Origin of the sequence: Catenulispora sp. MAP12-49 (assembly GCF_041262705.1) — a bacterium.
In the GTDB taxonomy this organism is placed as follows: domain Bacteria; phylum Actinomycetota; class Actinomycetes; order Streptomycetales; family Catenulisporaceae; genus Catenulispora.
The window spans coordinates 317,897-333,640 of the sequence record NZ_JBGCCP010000006.1 but is presented as its reverse complement, the minus strand read 5'-3'; the positions used below and the strand labels follow the sequence as shown (position 1 = coordinate 333,640).

The window sequence follows — 15,744 nt, the reverse complement described above, 5'->3', positions numbered from 1 at the left end:
AATCCGGACGCGATGACCGCGCGAAACGGACACGGCGGTGATCAGCTGTCGCCGAGTAGTTATGGGCATGACCGGCGGATCGGGCAATCTACGTGCCCGATCCACCGGATAAGAGATGACATAGTATTGTCAAACGCCCTCTGAGATCTCCTGGTACGTCCCAGTTCGGATACTCCACGATGCGCTCGGGGTCGAGCGTGCAGCGGCGGGGAAGCACCTCGTCATCTGCCAGCGGATGTGGGGTGGGGAAGACGTCGAGGGTTTCGGTGATCTGCGTGCTGTCGCGCCACACCAGCACGGGCTCGACTGGGTAGTGGGTTTCCTGGAACGGGCACCAAAGCACCTGAAGTAGGTCGGTGTTCGGGGGGAAGGGCAGTTCGGGAACATGCGCTGCGAACAGCTGCAGGACGCCTGCCAGTGGGAACTCGTTATCCCTTGCGTTGAGCGGTCTAGGGTCGTTGTTGGTGCGCCACAGACTGGCATGGTGCTCGCTCGTGGAACATATCGGCCAAGGTCCGTTGGCTGGCCACAGGAACGGCCCACCGACCGAGCTGGCCCGCGCGCTGACGGATCCCGGCCGCGGATGCAGCCTCACCGCCGGACGTGCCAGCGGCGCCAGCTCGGGCATCAAGGCAGCGATGTCGATGGGCGATGGCGGCGTCGTGCGCGTCATTCCAGCATCCTCCGGGTCGGGTCCGATGGACCCTATCGAGGGAAACCCCTTTCCTGGTCAGAAACTCCCTCGGGCTACCCGACCGAGTTTTCGGCACGCACAACCCTCAGGTTCCTCGGCCAGGTTTTGACCCGGCTGGCGTTGTCGGCCCGGTCCTCAGCGTCGACGGACGATGCTACAAGCCGGCCTTGTCGCAGCTCACAGGGGCTTTCGGGGCGCTCGGCTAAGCGCTGTTGCCCAGGAAACGCGTGACCGCCACGAATTCGTTGTACACGAACAGCCTCCCCGCGACGCGCGGCAGGGGAAATGAGAACTGGCGGATGACGTCCAACCCGGCAGCGGTCGCGATCTTGCGCTGACCCGCGAAATCGATGAAGGTCACATGCGTGGTGTCCGAACGGAATCCGCGCTCCTGGGGCGTGATGACGACGACATGTCCGCCCGGCTCGAGGTACGGCAGATACTGCTTCAGCAGGCCGACCGCGTGGTCCCGGTCGAGGTGCTCAAACACATGTGCGAAAAGAAGCGAGTCATAGGACCGTGGGACAGCGTCCGGCGACTCCGCGAACTCCTCGCACGTATAGGCCCTCAGCCCCCGCGAACGTGCCACTGCGATGGAAACCGCATTGTGATCGACACCGACCGCGCTGCTGCCGAGGTGCTCGAGATTACGTCCTAGCCCACAGCCGACGTCGAGCGTGCGTCCCAGGTGCAGTCGACGGATGTTCCAGCGGTAGACCGCCTGAACGTTCAGGACCTGCTTCCAGCGCGTGAGGCTGAGGCGAGCATTGCGCTGGGCGTAGTCCTTGCCCGCGGTGGACCCACCGCCCCCGTTCTCCATAGTGATGACCTGTGTCTTCAGTTTCGATCGCTGGACGGCTGTCGCTACATCCCAACCCGCTCGGTTTCGTCGCGCAACCCGGCACCACCGCTCGGGTGCCATTGACGGCCCTGTGCTGGTCGGCAGTTCAATTCGGCCACTACCCCGGACCTGGGGTGATGCCGTGGGGCGATCGGTTCTGTGGCTGTCGTCTTGCTGTACCGGATCTTCGCGAGTGTTCGGTCATGGCTGGCGCTGCCGGCCCGATCGCAGGCGTCGAAGAACTCGGTGTCCGGTCGCGAACAAGTGGCGCCGACCGAAGGCCCCCGGACGGCGGCCGATCAGCGACGAAACTCGTCCAGCTGATCCTCACCATGGCCCGGCAGAACCGCACCTTAAATCAGCTTGTGAAACTCAGTACCGGTTCAGCGCGGCCGTGAGCTCAGAGCGCGGTCTGTGAGGGGTCGTCTGATTGGCGGGGGAGGGGACCATTCACCTTCCACGCCAGCGGCTGTACGTCGCGCAACGCACCGATTCCCGTCGGAGGCATGTTGCCGTAGAGGGCCTCGGGCGCGGCTGCCGTAAGCAGCTCGTGCCAGACACCGACTGCCGCTCGGCCTGCGGCGTAGTGCCGCCAAAATCGTTCCTGCGCGGCACGGTGTGGGGAGTCGATGTCGCGGGCGAATGTGTGCAGGGCGTCGGTGTCGCTCCAGTACTGCACCAGCATTGCCTGGCGCGGCCCGGGTCCGAGCAGGAGCCGGTAGCCGAGCAGGCCGCTGTCCGGATCGTCGGCGAGGTCACAGACCATCGGTGGCAGCGCGAGCAGGAGGGGCAGCCAGTGCCGAGGTGCACGCCATTTGTTGATGCGTATGCCGATCATGATTATGGTTGCCGGATCGATGCCGTCAGCTGCTACTTTGCCTACCCGGACGCCCCGCCGGTACGGGGCGCCGACAGTCCACTCCGGATGGAACAGCAATCTTCCGAAACCCAGCAGCGCAGACAGGGCCGCCCGAGCCCTTCCCCGTCTTGTAGAGCCGTGCTTCATGGCGTTATCTGTTTCACGTCCTCCGCCGACGTGTTCGGCGGGTAGAGTTTTGGACCTTTTCGTTCCGGACTCTGCTTACCATTTGTCGAAGATCCACCGTCTTGATGGTGTTGGTCAGGTCGCTGGTGTGGCCGGGGTCGTGGGTGCTCGTGCTGGTCGTGGGCGGGTGTCCACGCCGTGGATCGCTAGGGCGGTTCGTCAGTCACTCGGTGCCTGAAAAGCCACGTGCTGAAGCTCGCCCACTGTCTCGAAGCCGAGCCGGCGATACACTGGCGCACCGAGTCTGCTCGCCTGCAGGCTGCCGATCCGGAATCCGCGTTCGCGACCGGCGAGCAGTGCGGCGGTCGTCAACGCAGTAGCGATTCCCCGGCCGCGAAAGGGCTCCCTCGTGCTGACCCAGTAGACTCCTGCGACTCCGTGGCTCATCGACACCTTGGCCGTACCGACTACGTCCCCGTCGAGCGTTCCGATGAAGCGCTCCACAGTCGACTGCGCAGTCGCGTATCCCGTTTCTCTGGCGACGACTGCTGCTCGAAGCTCGGGCGCGATCCCGAACACGTCCGAGTACGCCTCGACGTATTCGGACATAGTCGCGCCGTCGACCCGGGTGATCGCCAGCCCGGGAACCTCCGCCTCGGACACGCGCTTGAGGTCGATCGCCATGACGGGCAAGGTCGAACCGAGCTGTCCGCCGCCGGCCTGCAACTGTTCGAGTACTCCCGGGTCGCTGTCCGCGCCGACCCACCACAGGTGCGGCACCCCGTCGAGTGCGCGCAGCCCGGTCTCGACGGCTTCGTCCACAGACCGGCCACGGATCCGCAGCACCCCGTTCAGCAGCGAGTACGCCAGACCCGATCGGTAGAGCGGCATATCGTCGTGCGCGGTGTTCGAACTGCCCCATCCAAGCCAGTACGAGCGGAGGTTGGCCAACTGCGGCTCTATCTGGTGTATGGAGGTAATTGGTGCCGGTATAACCATGTGAAGCGCCTTCCTATTTAAACTTGATCTCGGCGAGGAGCTCGTCCGCGCTCAGCTGCCACACCAGCAGTCTGGCCAGTTGCTTGAAGATGGCTGATCTTCACTGAACTCGCGCCGGAGCCATCTCGCCGTGTCCGCTCACGTGAGTTCCGTGTCTGTCTGAAATCCAATGTCGCGAATAGATGCGGAAACCACACATGCCGTTATGAGGTCTTTGGCTGTCGTTGTTCCCGGCGGTGTTCAGGTCGGCTGGAGGATCGCCTCGATGAGGTGCGGTCCGGGTGTGGCCAGCGCGGTGGAGAATTGTTCGGCCAGTTCGGTGGTGTTTGCGGCCCGTGTCGCGGGGACGCCCAGGCCGGTGGCCACGGCGGTGAAGTCGATGTCGGGCCGGCTGAGGTCGAACAGGGCCCTGGCGGCCGGTCCGGCTTGGCCGCCGCCGACGCGGTCCAGTTCGGCGCGCAGGATCGCGTAGGAGCGGTTGTTGAGTATGACGGTGGTCACGTTGAGCTTCTCGCGGGCCTGGGTCCACAGTCCGGAGATGGTGTAGAGCGCGCTGCCGTCGGCTTGCAGGCAGACGACGGGCCGTTCGGGACATGCGATGGCTGCGCCGACGGCCACTGGGATGCCTTGCCCGATGGCCAGACCGGTCAGGCCGAGCACGTCGTGTGGTGCGGAGTTGGCGGTCGCCGGGAAGAGGGTGTTCATTCCCTCGGTGATGGACTCGTCGACGATGATCGCATCCCGTGGGAGCAGGGCGCCGATGACCTTTGCCCAGTTCTGGGTGCGCAACGGCCCGTCGGCGACGGGAGGCGGGGCGTCTTGCGACGGCAGCACTGCGAGGGTGTCCGGCGCGACGATGTCTGCCAGTTGGTCCAGCGCGTCGATGACATCGAATCCCTCGTCGGGGACGAAGTGGTGCACGCGCGTTCCCGGTGGAGTGAGAAGGCCTGGACGGCCCGGATAGGCGAACGATGCCACCGGTTCGCGTGCTCCGACCAGGATCAGGTGCTTGATGCCCGCCAGTTGCTGGTCGACGGTTTCGGCCCGGTACCCCAGGGGCTGGATCGGCGGTACGCCGGCGCCGCGCCGTAGCCGGGCGGGCCAGGTCGGGCAGAAGGCGGCGGTTCCGGTGGCCTTCTGTATCCGGGCGGCGGCTCGCAGGCCACGCTCACCTAGTCCGGCTCCGTCGATCAGCAGCGCGGCAGGCTCGGCACCGGCGACCAATGCGGCTGTGGATTCCACGTCTTCGCGGGTGGTGCGACGCAGTGGCGGTGCCGGGAGATGTGGCGGAGGCGGGGCGCTCTCTTCCCAGGAGAGGTCGGCGGCGATGATGAGTGTTGAGATCGCGCCGGAGGTGCCGGTGCGTGACCGGTCCGGGGCGCCGGGCATCCGCACCCCTGCGCTCATCGCCGCCGCCACGGCTGCGGCGGTGTCGGGACCGATGTGCGTCGAGGCCGTCGGTCGGCGCACCCAGTGGGAGACGGTCGCGGCTGCGGCATCGATGTCGGATTCCAGGGGCGAGTCGAGCTCCTTGTGTAAGCGGGCGTGGTCGCCGATGACGTTGACGATCGGGGTGCGTGCTCGGCGGGCGTTGTGGAGGTTCGCCAGGCCGTTGGCCAGGCCGGGGCCGAGGTGGAGCAGGGTCGCGGCCGGCCGGCCGGTCATGCGGGCATAGCCGTCGGCGGCCCCGGTCGCCACTCCTTCGAACAGGCACAGCACGCCACGCATGGCCGGGTGGCGGTCGAGCGCCGCGACGAACTGCATCTCCGACGTACCGGGATTGGCAAAGCAGACGTCCACACCGTTGTCGAGCAGGGTGCACAGGAGAGTCTCGGCACCATTCATAGAAACTGATCGCCTTCCACTGATTCTTTGGGTGGTGTTCCGCTGTTGGAGGCGTGTCATCACACCGCTGCGACATGAGCTGGGACGCAGGCGTGACTGAGGCCGAGGCCAGGTGAGATACCGCTCTAACCTCGCCCGTGCGTTCCGGGCGGCAGGCCAAGGATTCCTCCCAGGGCGGTGTGCTGTGTGCGAGTCAGCGGGCGATCGAGATCGCGAAGGGTGTGAAGCCGCTGGACCGAATCACGTGCGGTACGAACAGTATTGCGGCTTCTGTTGCGCGGGCGGTCTGGATTCCGCCGAGGTCGGTGATCCACTCCGTGCGCCAGCCGAGGTCGGCGAGCAGCTCACGGACGGCCTGCTTGGCCTGCGGGTCCTCGCCGGAGAGGAACGCGGTCGGCGGCTGGACGAGCGTGTCCGGAGCGGTCATCACCGGGAAAAGCATGGTATTGAGTGTCTTGACTACGCGCGTTTCGGGGAGCGCTGCCTGGAGTTGTTCGGCAAGGCTGGAGCCGGGGTAGAGCAGGCCGGCGGGCAGTCCGTCCGGTCCGTCGGTGGTGGCGTTGGACACGTCGACGAGGATCTTGTCGCGGAGTTCTTCGCGCAGGGCGGCGAGACGTTCCAGCGACCCCTCACCCGGGGTGGCGTTGATGACGACCTCGGCTGTCCGGGCGGCGGCCGCGGCGGCGCCCGGTGTGCGGTCAGCGACGGTCACCTGATGTCCTGCCCGGGTGAGAGCGGCGGCCAGGCCGCCGCCGACGCGGCCGTTTCCGAGAACTGCGATCGTGGTCATGATGATCAGGTCCTTCCTTGGGTGCGGGTTGTGGTGCGCGGTCAGCGGTGACGAGCAGCGCCCCGGGCAGCAGGTCCGCGCGGGCGCTGGCGAACTGCCAGAAAGCGTCGATCCGGCCGGCGGCCATGTTCAGCAGGTGCGGGGTCGCGGGCGCGATGAGCCGGCGCGCTCAGGATTGAAACAGGTACTCAGGCGCTGAAGAACTGATGGACGCGGGAGGCGAACCATTCGGGTTGTGCCAGGTGCGGATAGTGCGTGAGCTTCGGTGCCTGCTCGACCACGGCCCCGGGGATACGGTGGGTGAGCCAGTCGGTGTAGTCACCACCGGGGTCCGTTCCATGCAAAGACAGGTACGGGACGTCGGGCGGGAGGCTCGTGGTGCGTCGAGACCACGCTGCCAGCGTGTCTGCGTCCCAATCAAGCAACGGGGTCCAAAACCCGCTGAAAACTTCCTGGTCGACGGCGCGGCGGCGCTCGATGTCGGCCGCCAACTCGGGGTCCAGCTCGCCGTACAGCTGGGCGAAGAGCGTACGAACGAAGTCGGCGAAACCCTCTCCCCGCACGGTGGCGACCAACTCCGCAGGAAGTGGACCGACCCGCAGCGACTGGTCGACATTGACCACGCCGCGAGTGGGGTAGCGGGCCGCGTAGGCAGTCGCAATCACCCCGCCGAGGGAGTGACCGACGACGAACGGGGATTGGCCCTCGCCCAGGGACTCGATCAGGTGGTGGATGTCCTCCACCGACTCGTCGATCCCGAACGGCGAGGTCCGAGGCGAGTCGCCGTGGCCACGCAGGTCGACGCGCAGCACGCGGAAGTGCTGCTGCAAGCGGACGGGGTTCCAGAAGCTCCGGTTTTCGGTGATGCCGTGGACGGCCACGAGCATCGGTCCCGTGCCGTCGAGGTCGTGGGCCAGCAGGTTGTTGGCTGCGGCGAGGTTGCCGCCGACGCGGCCGTTTCCGAGAACTGCGTTCGTGGTCAAGCTGATCTGATCCTTCCCATGTTTCGGATTGTGGTGCGCGGTCAGCGCGAGAGCGTGGCGACGGCCTCGGCGTGGATGCCGGGCGCGGCGGCCAGGAAGCTCTGGCTCTGCGAGGTCCAGGGGCGGCCCTGGGCGTCGGAGATCTGGCCGCCGGCTTCGGTGACGAGCAGCGCTCCGGGCAGCAGGTCGGCGCGGGCGCCGGCGAACTGCCAGAAGGCGTCGATCCGGCCGGCGGCCACGTTCAGCAGGTGCAGGGTCGCGGGCACGGCGGTGCGGACGACGAGCGCGTCGAAGAGCATCGCGGTGATCGAGGAGCCGACGCGGCGCACGACCTTTTCATCCTCGTCGGGCCGGGCCTGGCTGGTGGCCACGATGCTCAGGCCGAGGTCCGCGGTCTGGGAGACGTGCAGCGGCTGGCCGTCGAGGTGGGCGCCCGCGCCGGTGAGCGCGGTGTAGGTCTGGCCGGTCAACGGCAGGTGGACCGCGGTGAGCACGGGCTGGTTGTCGCGCACGAGGGTGGCGGTCACCGCCCACTCCGGCAGGGCGTGCAGGTGGTTGATGTTGCCTTCGGTCGGGTCCACGACCCACCATTCGCCGGGCGGCAGCGCCCCGCCGTCCAGCTCGTCGTCCACCCAGCTGGCCCCCGGGCGCAGGCCCGTGAGGCGGGGACGCAGGATGGCCAGGGCCGTGTCGTCGTTGACGGCGAGCGCGCGCATCAGCTCGTCGCGGGTCTGGTAGGGGACCAGCTCGCCGAAGCGCTCGCGCAGCGCTGAACCGGCCTCCCGTACGGCTATCGCGGTCTGGGCGAGCACGTCGGCGTCGGAGGCGGCAACGTCAGCGGTCTGAGGCGTTTCGGGCATGGTGGTACTCCCGTCTGAGGAGGGGGCTGAGGCCGGTCGAGGGCCGAACTGCGCGATGCTTCTTGCGCTTCGCCTCAACGGTATGCAGCCGCATCATTAACTTCAAATGCATGTCAGGCACGGCTTGGATTACTCGTATGCAATTGGATTCGGGCGTTCAGCGGCCGCACGCTCAGCGGATGACAGGATTCTGATCGGCGGGCCGGCGACGATCTGTTGCCCGCGGCCTTCTCTAGTGGGACCAGGCCAATGCGGTGGCGGAAAGCTCGCCGCGTGGTGCGGCGGCGTCCGCGATCCCCAGGCACTGTCCGCCGTCGAACAGTCCCAACTCGTAGTGCACGGTGTGCTCGTCGTGTCCGCTGACGGCGATCCCGACGTCGTAGGCGCGAGGGTGAAGGACTTCGCCGAGGTAGGTCACGCGGTAGCGCCAAGGGAGGTACCGGGGGAGCTTTCTGGCGGCGTCGTCTCCCAGTAGATGGTGTGCGTGAGAGGCGATCGCCTCGTCGTACCAACCCAGTTGGGCGACGTAGTTGACATGCCGGTTGAGGTCGACGTCCCCGATGCGGCTGTGGACGGTGGCGGCGGCGGGGTAGTACTGCCACTCGCGGCGACTCGGGTCGGGCTTCGACTCGACTGCCGCACTGGTGTGAGGCAGCCGCAGTTCCTCAAGGTCGGCGAGCAGTTCGTCGGGCACGGTGATCGGCCCGGACTTGTCGGCGAGGACGATGGTGGCCTCAGCCATGGCGACGAGATGCCCGTCGGCGAACATGCCTTGACCGTAGGTGAACGAGGACCGTCCGATCGCGCGGATACCGGTGCCGATCCGGACGGTCGCGCCGACCTTGCCGAACGCCGTCAGCCGCTCAACATGCTGGCCGACGAACAAGATGCGGTGCGGCTTGACCCCGCCGTCGGCCGCGAGCTTGTCGAAGCGTGGGAAACGTAGACCGATTCGGGGGTGCTCGAACAGGCGCGACAACGCCACCGTGCTTGTTGTGCCGTCCGGTGCGAGGTCGCCGAACCGCTGCACCACCTGCTGGTGGTCAGGAAAGTCGTCCTCGGCCGGTAGCGCGGCGTCGGATTGTTCGTCGATGGTCAACGGACGTTCCCCTCAAGATGGTCACCGTTATGAACCGGGATCGCAGACCGTAGATCAGTGCACGACGCTTGAAAGCGGGCCTGGCGGCGGGGTCGGCGAGGCGCAACCCGGGGAACCGCCGCAGCAACTTCTCCACCGCGTCTTCGACCGCGCTCGGATCGTCGTGCACCAGCGCGAGTTGGTCGGGGTGGCGCAACAACGCGAGCGTTCCGAGCGGGATCACGTTCGCAGTGGTCTCGTGGCCGGCGATCAGCAGCAGGTCCGCCAAGCCGACCAGTTCCTCGTCGGAAAGCGCGCCCGCGCCGTGCTCGCGGATCCAGCATCAGCAGCCGCCCGGCACGGCGTCGCTTCATCTCCTCGTCGTCCACGCCCTCGGTCGCCAAGCCGGGTGACGCGCCGACCGTGTCGAGTCGGAGCCGTTCGACATCACTGTGCACGGCCCGGACATCGTCGAAGCGGCTGAAGCAGATGGCGTCGTGCCCCAGCGGCGATCGCACCCGGTAGACCTCGCCGGAGTCACGCCGGCTCCGCAGTCCCGGGGCGATGTCGAACTCGTTCCGCAGAGCGACTGGCTCGTGCAGGTCTGTCACGGGTGTCTATTGAACATGATGCACGCACCGCGTGCAACATCGCGGGCAACGCCGAGTTCAACACCGCGTGTGTTCTGCGATGGAACGCCCGCTCTCCTCGACTAAGCTGGCCTCATGCGTCAGCGGTGGAGTAGGCAGACCATCTTGGACACTGCTGTGGAGCTGATTTCGGGCTCTGAGAGGGACGAGCTGTTCAGCATGCGCAAGCTCGCTGCCGAGCTGGGTACCGACTCCTCCAGCCTGTACCGCCACTTCCGCAACCGCACCGAGCTGATGCTCGCGATCGTGGACCATGTGCTGGTCCAGGCCATGCACGACTACCGGCGACAGGGGACCTGGCGTGAGCGGCTCCTCGACCTGATCCTGCGCTCATGGGATGCCTACGCCGCGCTGCCGCAACTGGCGAAGGACGCCAGCCACTATCCGGGCACCGGGCCCGGCAGCCAGATGGTGATCGAGGAGACCCTGCAAGCCCTCACCGACGCCGGCGTGCCCGAGGAACTCATCCCCGAGTGGTACCACCGACTGGTGACCTTGTCCGTGTCCCTGATCTCCGCGCACGCGGCCAGCCAATCTTCCAGCCTGACCGAGCAGAAGCGGAGACTGGAGACCTTCCGGGTGATCACGCTCGGCGCTGACCCGGCAGAATTTCCCGCCCTGGGCCACTTCGCTCGCCGGATCGAACCCATCGGGTTCAACCGCGAGAGCTTTCTCGCCACGGTCGAGTTGGTGCTGGACGCGGTGCCCGCGCTTCAAGAACGAACCTGAACCCAGCGCTACAGTCCAGAAGGCTAGAAGTAGCCCCGGGCATGCGCTGCCTGGCAGCCCTGTAGGTGCCGAGAATGTCGTCCTTGCTGGTCGGGATGGGTTGGCCTGTCGCTTCCCAGCGACGAGCGGTCAGCCGGTTTTCGATGCGGTGCTTGCCGGGGATGGCGATGATGGTTGGTCGTGCTGGTCAGGTTCGCGTATCTGGCAGTGACGAATACGTTCGCTGCGTTGCGGCTGCTCCCGATGAGCGGTCGGGAGAAGGATGCCGAGATCTTGGCGCTGCGCCATCAGATTCGGATCTCGCAGCGGCATTTGGGCGGTCAACGGGTCCGGTTCGAACCTGCGGATCGGGCGTTGCTGGCGGCGCTGCTCGGCACACTGCCGGGCAAGACGCTGCGTCTGCTGCAGTTGGTCATGAGCCCGGATAACGGGTCGGTGGCGGCCCGGTGTCGGGCAGCGGCCTGCTGGTGGTGGTTCGGGCGGATGGTGAGGACCCGGCCGGCCTTCGCCGTAGCGCAGCGCTCACGCAGCGGTCAGCCGGCGCACTCAGTGAAGGCGGCCCTGCGTTGCAGGTGAATCCGGGACGCCTCGCCCAGCACGATCTGATGTCCGGCCGGGCAGGTGACGGTGCCAGCGGTGGCGTCGATGGCGAAGTCGTCCAGGCTGAACCTTGTGGTGGTCAGTAATTCTCTGACCATCACAGGTATCGTGCACGAGTACCGACACACCGCCTGACCTGACTCGACGACCTTATGGGCAGGCGCAGAGCCAGCCGATGCATCTTCGTTGGGCGTGGACAGTTTCCAGTGAGGGGCTCTGACCTGAACGGACAGCGGTGAATTCGTACCAGGCCGGCACGTGACTCATTGAAGAGTCCTGGTAGATCGCCTGCCGCTCACTCGAAGCGGTCTACACCCTTTGAAGATAGAGCCGCCCCGGTCAGCGATAGCAGGCGAGCCGCGAGTTGTGTCAGTTCCCTTTGCTACTTCGTCGCGGGTCAGGTGCAGGTGGAGTTCGTCCACGGAGACGTTCCGTACTCGTTCACCGCGCGTACGGTGTAGCACAGGTTGTTGGGTCTCGTCTGGAAGCCGGGGATGGTGAGGCTGGTGCCTGTGACGCGGGTCGTCTTGTCCTGTGGCGGGTCGCCAGAGGTTTCGCCGGGATAGGCGTAGTGGACGTCGTAGCTGGTCGCGTCGCTTTGCTTGAACCAGCTGATGACGACGTTATAGAGCGGGGGAAGGCAGGTACAGGCTGGATCGACCATCGCTATGGAGCCTTGGACGCTCTGGGGCGGGTTTCCTTGAGGCGGCGGAGGGGTTGGCGTAGTGCTCGTCTTGGGGGGTGGTGTTGGTGTCGTGTTTCGTGTCGGCGGTGGGGCGGTGCCGGTGTGGGTGAGTGTGATGGTTCCGCTCGTCGTGACGACTGTGGTTGTGAGGCTGGCAGTGGGGTTGGGGCCTGGATTGGGGTTGCTCGTGCCACAAGGGCGGCCTGTCCGCAGCCCAGCGACAAACCGTGATGGCCGGCCTGGTCGGCAGCGCCATGCCGCTGATGCTGGTCTTCGGATACATCGCGGTGGCCGTCGCCAACACCCTGGTGATGACCACCCTGTCCCGCTCCCGGGAGTTCGCCCTGCTGCGCCTGGTCGGCGCCACCCCGAAGCAGGTGATGCGGATGATGCGCACGGAAACGCTCATGGTGGTCCTGATCGCGGTCGTGGTCGGCACCGCCGTGCCGCTGCTGCCGCTGGCGACGGTCAGCCTGGGCCTGACCGGTTCACCGACCCCGTATGTTCCACCCCTGCTGTACTTCGCGATCGTCGCGGCTGCCTCGGCGCTGGCGGTGTCAGCCATCCTGGTGCCGATACGGTTGGCGCTGCGTGCCCGGCCGATCGACGCCATCGGCATGCGCGAGTAGGCAGGGCCATCCGGGATCCGAAGCCCGACGATCACAAGACCATCGAGATACTGCTGCCACGCCACCAACTCGCCGTCTTGCCGCGGCAACTTGCCGGGGCAGGAAAGCGTCCGCGGCATGCCGTCATCGTCGGAGGTGCCGGGCGATGGCGTTGGCGGCGGCGTGTCGAGTCCGGTCGGTGACGGTGGCGTACAGGTCCAGGGTGACGGTGATTGCTGGAGTGGCCGAGCATGTCGGAGACGACCTTGACCGGGACGCCGGCGTCGAGGGCGTGAGTGGCGGCGCCGTGTCGGAGGTCGTGCAGTCGGATCGGTGGGAGGGCGGCGTCGCGGACCAGGCGGTCGAACAGGCCGGTGACATCGGCCGGGTTCAGGGCGGTGCCGTTGGGGTTGGTGAATACCAGCCCGGTTTCGGTCCATGCTTTGCCTGCCGCGTGGCGCTCGGCCTGTTGGGCGCGGCGGTGGTGTCTCAAGGCTGCGGTCACCGGTCGGGCCAAGGCGACGGGGCGGTTTCCGGCTTCGGTCTTTGGCGGGCCCTGGATGGTTTCGGTGCCGATGCGCAGGAGCTGGCGATGGATGTCAGCCTCGCCTGCGTGCAGGTCGAGGTCCTCCCAGCCCAGGCCGCAGACCTCACCGCGGCGCATGCCGGTGTACGCCAGCGCTACGAACAGCGCGTGCAGCCGGTGTCCTGTGGTGTGCTCCAGGAAGCGTCGGGTCTGGGCCGGGGTCCAGACCATCAACCGCGATGGACGTCTTCCGGTCTTCTTCCATATGGCGACCGTGCCGGAGTCCATTCCAGTGGTCGCGCTCGCCGCGGGGCGGGTAGTTTGACCAGTTTGGCTGCGTTGCTGGTGACGAGTTCGCGGCGTACCGCTTCGGACAGGGCGGATCGCAACACCGCCCGAGTCCACTGTACCGTGGACGCCCCAACCGGACGCCGGAAGCCTGGCATCGTGGCCACCTGCGCTCGGGCGGCGCGGGCTGTAGTGGCATCGTGCGCCCGCCATGCTGCCTTTGCCCGGTCAAGCGCTGCGTGCCGGGCGGCATTGGCGGCGGAGACGCTGTGTGCTGCGGCGGAGATCTGGGCCAATGCCGCGCGTACCTGTGCAGGGCGAAGCTCTTCCAGCAGGACGTGGCCGAGCGTTGGGATCAGGTGCTGCTCGATCAGGCTGGCGTAGTTGAGCCGGGTGGCGGGGCGCAGGTCGGTGCGCTCGGCCAACCATTTGGTCAGCCACTGCCCCAGTGTCAGCGTTGGTGTTGGCGACAGTCCGTGCCGTAGGCGGTCGGCTACCTGGGCGACGTCCGGTAGCGGTGTTCTATGGGCGATGGCGGAGTGGACGGCTTGGCTGATCGCAGACTGTGTGGCGATCGGATTAGGGGCCGACGTGGCCAAGGTGAGTAACTCCCGCAGTGAGGCCAGAGCCTGTTCTGCATCGGCGTGAGTGGCGTATCCGCCGCGTCGGAAGTGCCGGCGTGGTTCAAAAACCCTGCTATAGGGTTTCACCTGCGCGAATGCCGCCCGGAGGTGGCGTCGGGTACGGGACGATGATGCTCGTGTCTATGCGTCTGCTCCACCTTCTGTTTTGCCGTATAGCCTCCTGGCTGGTGTTGTTAGGCCGCAGCGGCGCCGCCAAGGACGTCGAGTTGCTCGTACTGCGCCACGAGGTGGCAGTGCTGCGACGGGCCAATCCGAAACCGCGACTGGACTGGGTCGACCGCGCGCTGTTCGCGGCGCTGATCCGGCTGCTGCCCAGGAACCTTCGTGCCCACCGGCTCATCACCCCCGGCACCGTGCTGCGCTGGCACCGGCGGCTGGTTGGAACGAAGTGGCGACAGCCACGACCGCCAGGACGCCCACCGATCAGCGAGGAACTCGTCGAGCTGATACTTCAGCTGGCCGGCGACAATCTGTCGTGGGGCTACACCCGGATCCAAGGCGAGCTGCGACGCCTGGGTCACCGGGTCACCGCCGCCACCATCCGCAAGATTCTGCGAAGCCACGCCATCCCGCCGGCACCGAGGCGGGACGACGGCTCGACCTGGCGTACGTTCCTGCTGGCCCAGGCGTCAACGATCCTGGCCACGGACTTCTTCCAGATCGAGACCGTCACACTCAAGCGGCTGTACGTCTCCTTCGTCCTGGAGCTCGACACCAGGCGGGTACACGTCCTCGGGGTCACCGAGCACCCGACCGCAGCCTGGGCGACCCAGCTGGCCATGAACTTCCTGGCCGACGTCGGCGAGCGGGCCGACCGATTCCGATACCTGGTCCGGGACCGGGACTCGATCTTCACCGACGCGTTCGACGCGGTCTTCGACGCCGAGAACATCGAGATAAAGAAGTCGGCACCGCAAACCCCGAAGATGAATGCCTTCGCTGAACGCTGGGTGAAAACCGTCCGCGCTGAATGCACAGACCGGATGCTGATCATCGGCGACCGCCATCTGCGGCTTGTCCTGGACCGCTACGCGGAGCACTACAACGCCGGACGTTCGCATCAAGGACACGGGCTTAGGACTCCTAACAAAGCCGCGGTCGGCGTACAAGTGCCGCGGGCGCTGTCGGGGCCGACCGCCCACACCCCGGACCGCAGGGATGGCGTGGATCAGCGGCATCAACTGGGTGACGTCGTTGCGGTTGCCGCCGGTCTTGCCCCGGTCCACCGGGGATGGGCCAGTGGCCGGCCCGCCCTTCATCGCCCGCAGATGGGAGGAGTCGACCGCGGCGCGGGAGAAGTCCAGCAGTCCCGCGCCGCGCAGCTCGGAAAGCAGCAGCTCGTGCAGCCGCTGCCAGACTCCGGCGGCGTTCCAGTCCCGAAGCCGCCGCCAGCAGGTCATCCCTGAGCCGTAGCCCAGCTCCAGCGGCAGGAACTCCCAGCGGATCCCGGTGTACAACACGAACAGGATGCCGTTCAGGGCCTTGCGGTCATCGATCCGCGGCCGGCCCGGGTACCTGGGGTTGCGCTCGACCTGCGGCAACAGCGGCTCGATCCGCTCCCACAGGCCGTCGTCGACCTCCCATGGCCGACGTGTGCTCTTCTTCGTCTCGGCTGTCTCCCACCTCCGACAGCATCAACGAAGGCTGATACACACACATTCCCGCAGGTCGGACGACCCAATTTTGTTACGAGTCCTTAGCCTGCGGGCGCCGCTGGACGACCCGACCGTCATCCCGTTCCCAGCTCAGCGAATCACCCGAACGAAGATCCTCGGCGGCCTCATCAACGAATACGAAGCCGCAGCATAGACCCAGGTCAACGCCTCGGCAGGGTTATTGAACCCCACAGGCATGGAGTTCTACTACCCGCCGAACACGGTCGTGCAGCGCATCACACGCGAGGAACTCGAAGCTGGGGACGGCCGCTGAAGGGCGGCGA

General features: G+C 66.6%; 15 protein-coding genes and 4 pseudogenes. 4 read left to right on the top strand and 15 right to left on the bottom strand.

The window, feature by feature from the left end:
- Window positions 1-88: 88 nt before the first annotated feature.
- From ABIA35_RS15455 to ABIA35_RS15405, 11 genes and pseudogenes are all read right to left on the bottom strand, one after another.
- Window positions 89-673: a hypothetical protein gene (locus ABIA35_RS15455; RefSeq protein ID WP_370346594.1), complete on the bottom strand. Its 585-nt coding sequence runs from the start codon at window positions 671-673 to the stop codon at window positions 89-91.
- Window positions 674-896: 223 nt separating this feature from the next.
- Window positions 897-1,514 (bottom strand): class I SAM-dependent methyltransferase, encoded by a 618-nt coding sequence (locus ABIA35_RS15450; protein WP_370346592.1) that lies wholly within the window; start codon window positions 1,512-1,514, stop codon window positions 897-899.
- 421 nt (window positions 1,515-1,935) lie between these two features.
- Window positions 1,936-2,373 carry a monooxygenase family protein gene (locus tag ABIA35_RS15445; protein ID WP_370346590.1) on the bottom strand — a complete coding sequence of 146 codons (438 nt, stop codon included), beginning with the start codon at window positions 2,371-2,373 and terminating at the stop codon, window positions 1,936-1,938.
- Between the two features lie 366 nt (window positions 2,374-2,739).
- Entirely contained in the window at window positions 2,740-3,519 is a 780-nt protein-coding gene (locus tag ABIA35_RS15440; protein WP_370346588.1) for a GNAT family N-acetyltransferase, read from the bottom strand.
- 240 nt (window positions 3,520-3,759) lie between these two features.
- A complete protein-coding gene (locus ABIA35_RS15435; protein ID WP_370346586.1) occupies window positions 3,760-5,364 on the bottom strand; it encodes an acetolactate synthase large subunit in 1,605 nt (534 codons plus the stop codon).
- 193 nt (window positions 5,365-5,557) lie between these two features.
- On the bottom strand, window positions 5,558-6,154 hold the full coding sequence (locus tag ABIA35_RS15430; RefSeq protein ID WP_370346584.1) for an NADPH-dependent F420 reductase: 597 nt from the start codon (window positions 6,152-6,154) through the stop codon (window positions 5,558-5,560).
- A 46-nt stretch (window positions 6,155-6,200) separates the two neighbouring features.
- Window positions 6,201-6,317: pseudogene (locus tag ABIA35_RS15425) on the bottom strand (3'(2'),5'-bisphosphate nucleotidase CysQ); the annotation flags it as partial.
- A 25-nt stretch (window positions 6,318-6,342) separates the two neighbouring features.
- The gene (locus tag ABIA35_RS15420) at window positions 6,343-7,137 is read right to left on the bottom strand and encodes an alpha/beta fold hydrolase (RefSeq protein WP_370358314.1); all 795 of its coding nucleotides are present in this window, start codon (window positions 7,135-7,137) and stop codon (window positions 6,343-6,345) included.
- Between the two features lie 41 nt (window positions 7,138-7,178).
- Window positions 7,179-7,997: an inositol monophosphatase gene (locus tag ABIA35_RS15415; protein WP_370358313.1), complete on the bottom strand. Its 819-nt coding sequence runs from the start codon at window positions 7,995-7,997 to the stop codon at window positions 7,179-7,181.
- A gap of 232 nt (window positions 7,998-8,229) precedes the next feature.
- A complete protein-coding gene (locus ABIA35_RS15410) occupies window positions 8,230-9,096 on the bottom strand; it encodes a hypothetical protein (protein WP_370346579.1) in 867 nt (288 codons plus the stop codon).
- A gap of 118 nt (window positions 9,097-9,214) precedes the next feature.
- Window positions 9,215-9,412 (bottom strand): annotated as a pseudogene (locus ABIA35_RS15405) (cytochrome P450); the annotation flags it as partial.
- 388 nt (window positions 9,413-9,800) lie between these two features.
- Here ABIA35_RS15405 and ABIA35_RS15400 point away from each other — a divergent pair.
- Both ABIA35_RS15400 and ABIA35_RS15395 read left to right on the top strand, forming a co-directional pair.
- Window positions 9,801-10,454, top strand: coding sequence for a TetR/AcrR family transcriptional regulator (locus ABIA35_RS15400; RefSeq protein WP_370346577.1), 654 nt, complete (start codon window positions 9,801-9,803; stop codon window positions 10,452-10,454).
- 180 nt (window positions 10,455-10,634) lie between these two features.
- Window positions 10,635-11,030, top strand: coding sequence for a hypothetical protein (locus tag ABIA35_RS15395; protein ID WP_370346575.1), 396 nt, complete (start codon window positions 10,635-10,637; stop codon window positions 11,028-11,030).
- A gap of 421 nt (window positions 11,031-11,451) precedes the next feature.
- On the opposite strand, the gene ABIA35_RS15390 is transcribed toward ABIA35_RS15395, so the two are convergent.
- Complete coding sequence (locus ABIA35_RS15390) at window positions 11,452-11,718, bottom strand: hypothetical protein (protein WP_370346573.1); 267 nt, start codon at window positions 11,716-11,718, stop codon at window positions 11,452-11,454.
- Between the two features lie 251 nt (window positions 11,719-11,969).
- Between ABIA35_RS15390 and ABIA35_RS15385 the strand changes: the two genes are divergently transcribed.
- A complete protein-coding gene (locus ABIA35_RS15385) occupies window positions 11,970-12,368 on the top strand; it encodes an FtsX-like permease family protein (RefSeq protein WP_370346602.1) in 399 nt (132 codons plus the stop codon).
- Window positions 12,369-12,399: 31 nt separating this feature from the next.
- Here ABIA35_RS15385 and ABIA35_RS15380 read toward each other — a convergent pair whose 3' ends face one another.
- Window positions 12,400-13,104, bottom strand: a complete 705-nt coding sequence (locus ABIA35_RS15380) for a site-specific integrase (RefSeq protein ID WP_370346571.1) — start codon at window positions 13,102-13,104, stop codon at window positions 12,400-12,402.
- Window positions 13,104-13,760 (bottom strand): hypothetical protein, encoded by a 657-nt coding sequence (locus ABIA35_RS15375; protein ID WP_370346569.1) that lies wholly within the window; start codon window positions 13,758-13,760, stop codon window positions 13,104-13,106. The genes ABIA35_RS15380 and ABIA35_RS15375 overlap by 1 nt, the downstream gene beginning before the upstream one ends.
- A gap of 119 nt (window positions 13,761-13,879) precedes the next feature.
- On the opposite strand from ABIA35_RS15375, the pseudogene ABIA35_RS15370 reads away from it, so the two are divergent.
- A pseudogene (locus tag ABIA35_RS15370) lies at window positions 13,880-14,830 on the top strand (hypothetical protein); the annotation flags it as partial.
- Between the two features lie 63 nt (window positions 14,831-14,893).
- Here the strand turns inward: ABIA35_RS15370 and ABIA35_RS15365 are convergent.
- A pseudogene (locus ABIA35_RS15365) lies at window positions 14,894-15,370 on the bottom strand (transposase); the annotation flags it as partial.
- Between the last annotated feature and the right edge of the window lie 374 nt (window positions 15,371-15,744).

What these genes read in the sequence shown, in the direction of transcription:
- ABIA35_RS15435 (WP_370346586.1), bottom strand. Translation starts at nt 5,364, where the DNA reads ATGAATGGTGCCGAGACTCTCCTGTGCACCCTGCTCGACAACGGTGTG.
- ABIA35_RS15380 (WP_370346571.1), bottom strand. Translation starts at nt 13,104, where the DNA reads ATGGTCTGGACCCCGGCCCAGACCCGACGCTTCCTGGAGCACACCACA.
- ABIA35_RS15430 (WP_370346584.1), bottom strand. Translation starts at nt 6,154, where the DNA reads ATGACCACGATCGCAGTTCTCGGAAACGGCCGCGTCGGCGGCGGCCTG.
- ABIA35_RS15450 (WP_370346592.1), bottom strand. Translation starts at nt 1,514, where the DNA reads ATGGAGAACGGGGGCGGTGGGTCCACCGCGGGCAAGGACTACGCCCAG.
- ABIA35_RS15455 (WP_370346594.1), bottom strand. Translation starts at nt 673, where the DNA reads ATGACGCGCACGACGCCGCCATCGCCCATCGACATCGCTGCCTTGATG.
- ABIA35_RS15385 (WP_370346602.1), top strand. Translation starts at nt 11,970, where the DNA reads ATGGCCGGCCTGGTCGGCAGCGCCATGCCGCTGATGCTGGTCTTCGGA.
- ABIA35_RS15445 (WP_370346590.1), bottom strand. Translation starts at nt 2,373, where the DNA reads ATGATCGGCATACGCATCAACAAATGGCGTGCACCTCGGCACTGGCTG.
- ABIA35_RS15440 (WP_370346588.1), bottom strand. Translation starts at nt 3,519, where the DNA reads ATGGTTATACCGGCACCAATTACCTCCATACACCAGATAGAGCCGCAG.
- ABIA35_RS15415 (WP_370358313.1), bottom strand. Translation starts at nt 7,997, where the DNA reads ATGCCCGAAACGCCTCAGACCGCTGACGTTGCCGCCTCCGACGCCGAC.
- ABIA35_RS15400 (WP_370346577.1), top strand. Translation starts at nt 9,801, where the DNA reads ATGCGTCAGCGGTGGAGTAGGCAGACCATCTTGGACACTGCTGTGGAG.
- ABIA35_RS15390 (WP_370346573.1), bottom strand. Translation starts at nt 11,718, where the DNA reads ATGGTCGATCCAGCCTGTACCTGCCTTCCCCCGCTCTATAACGTCGTC.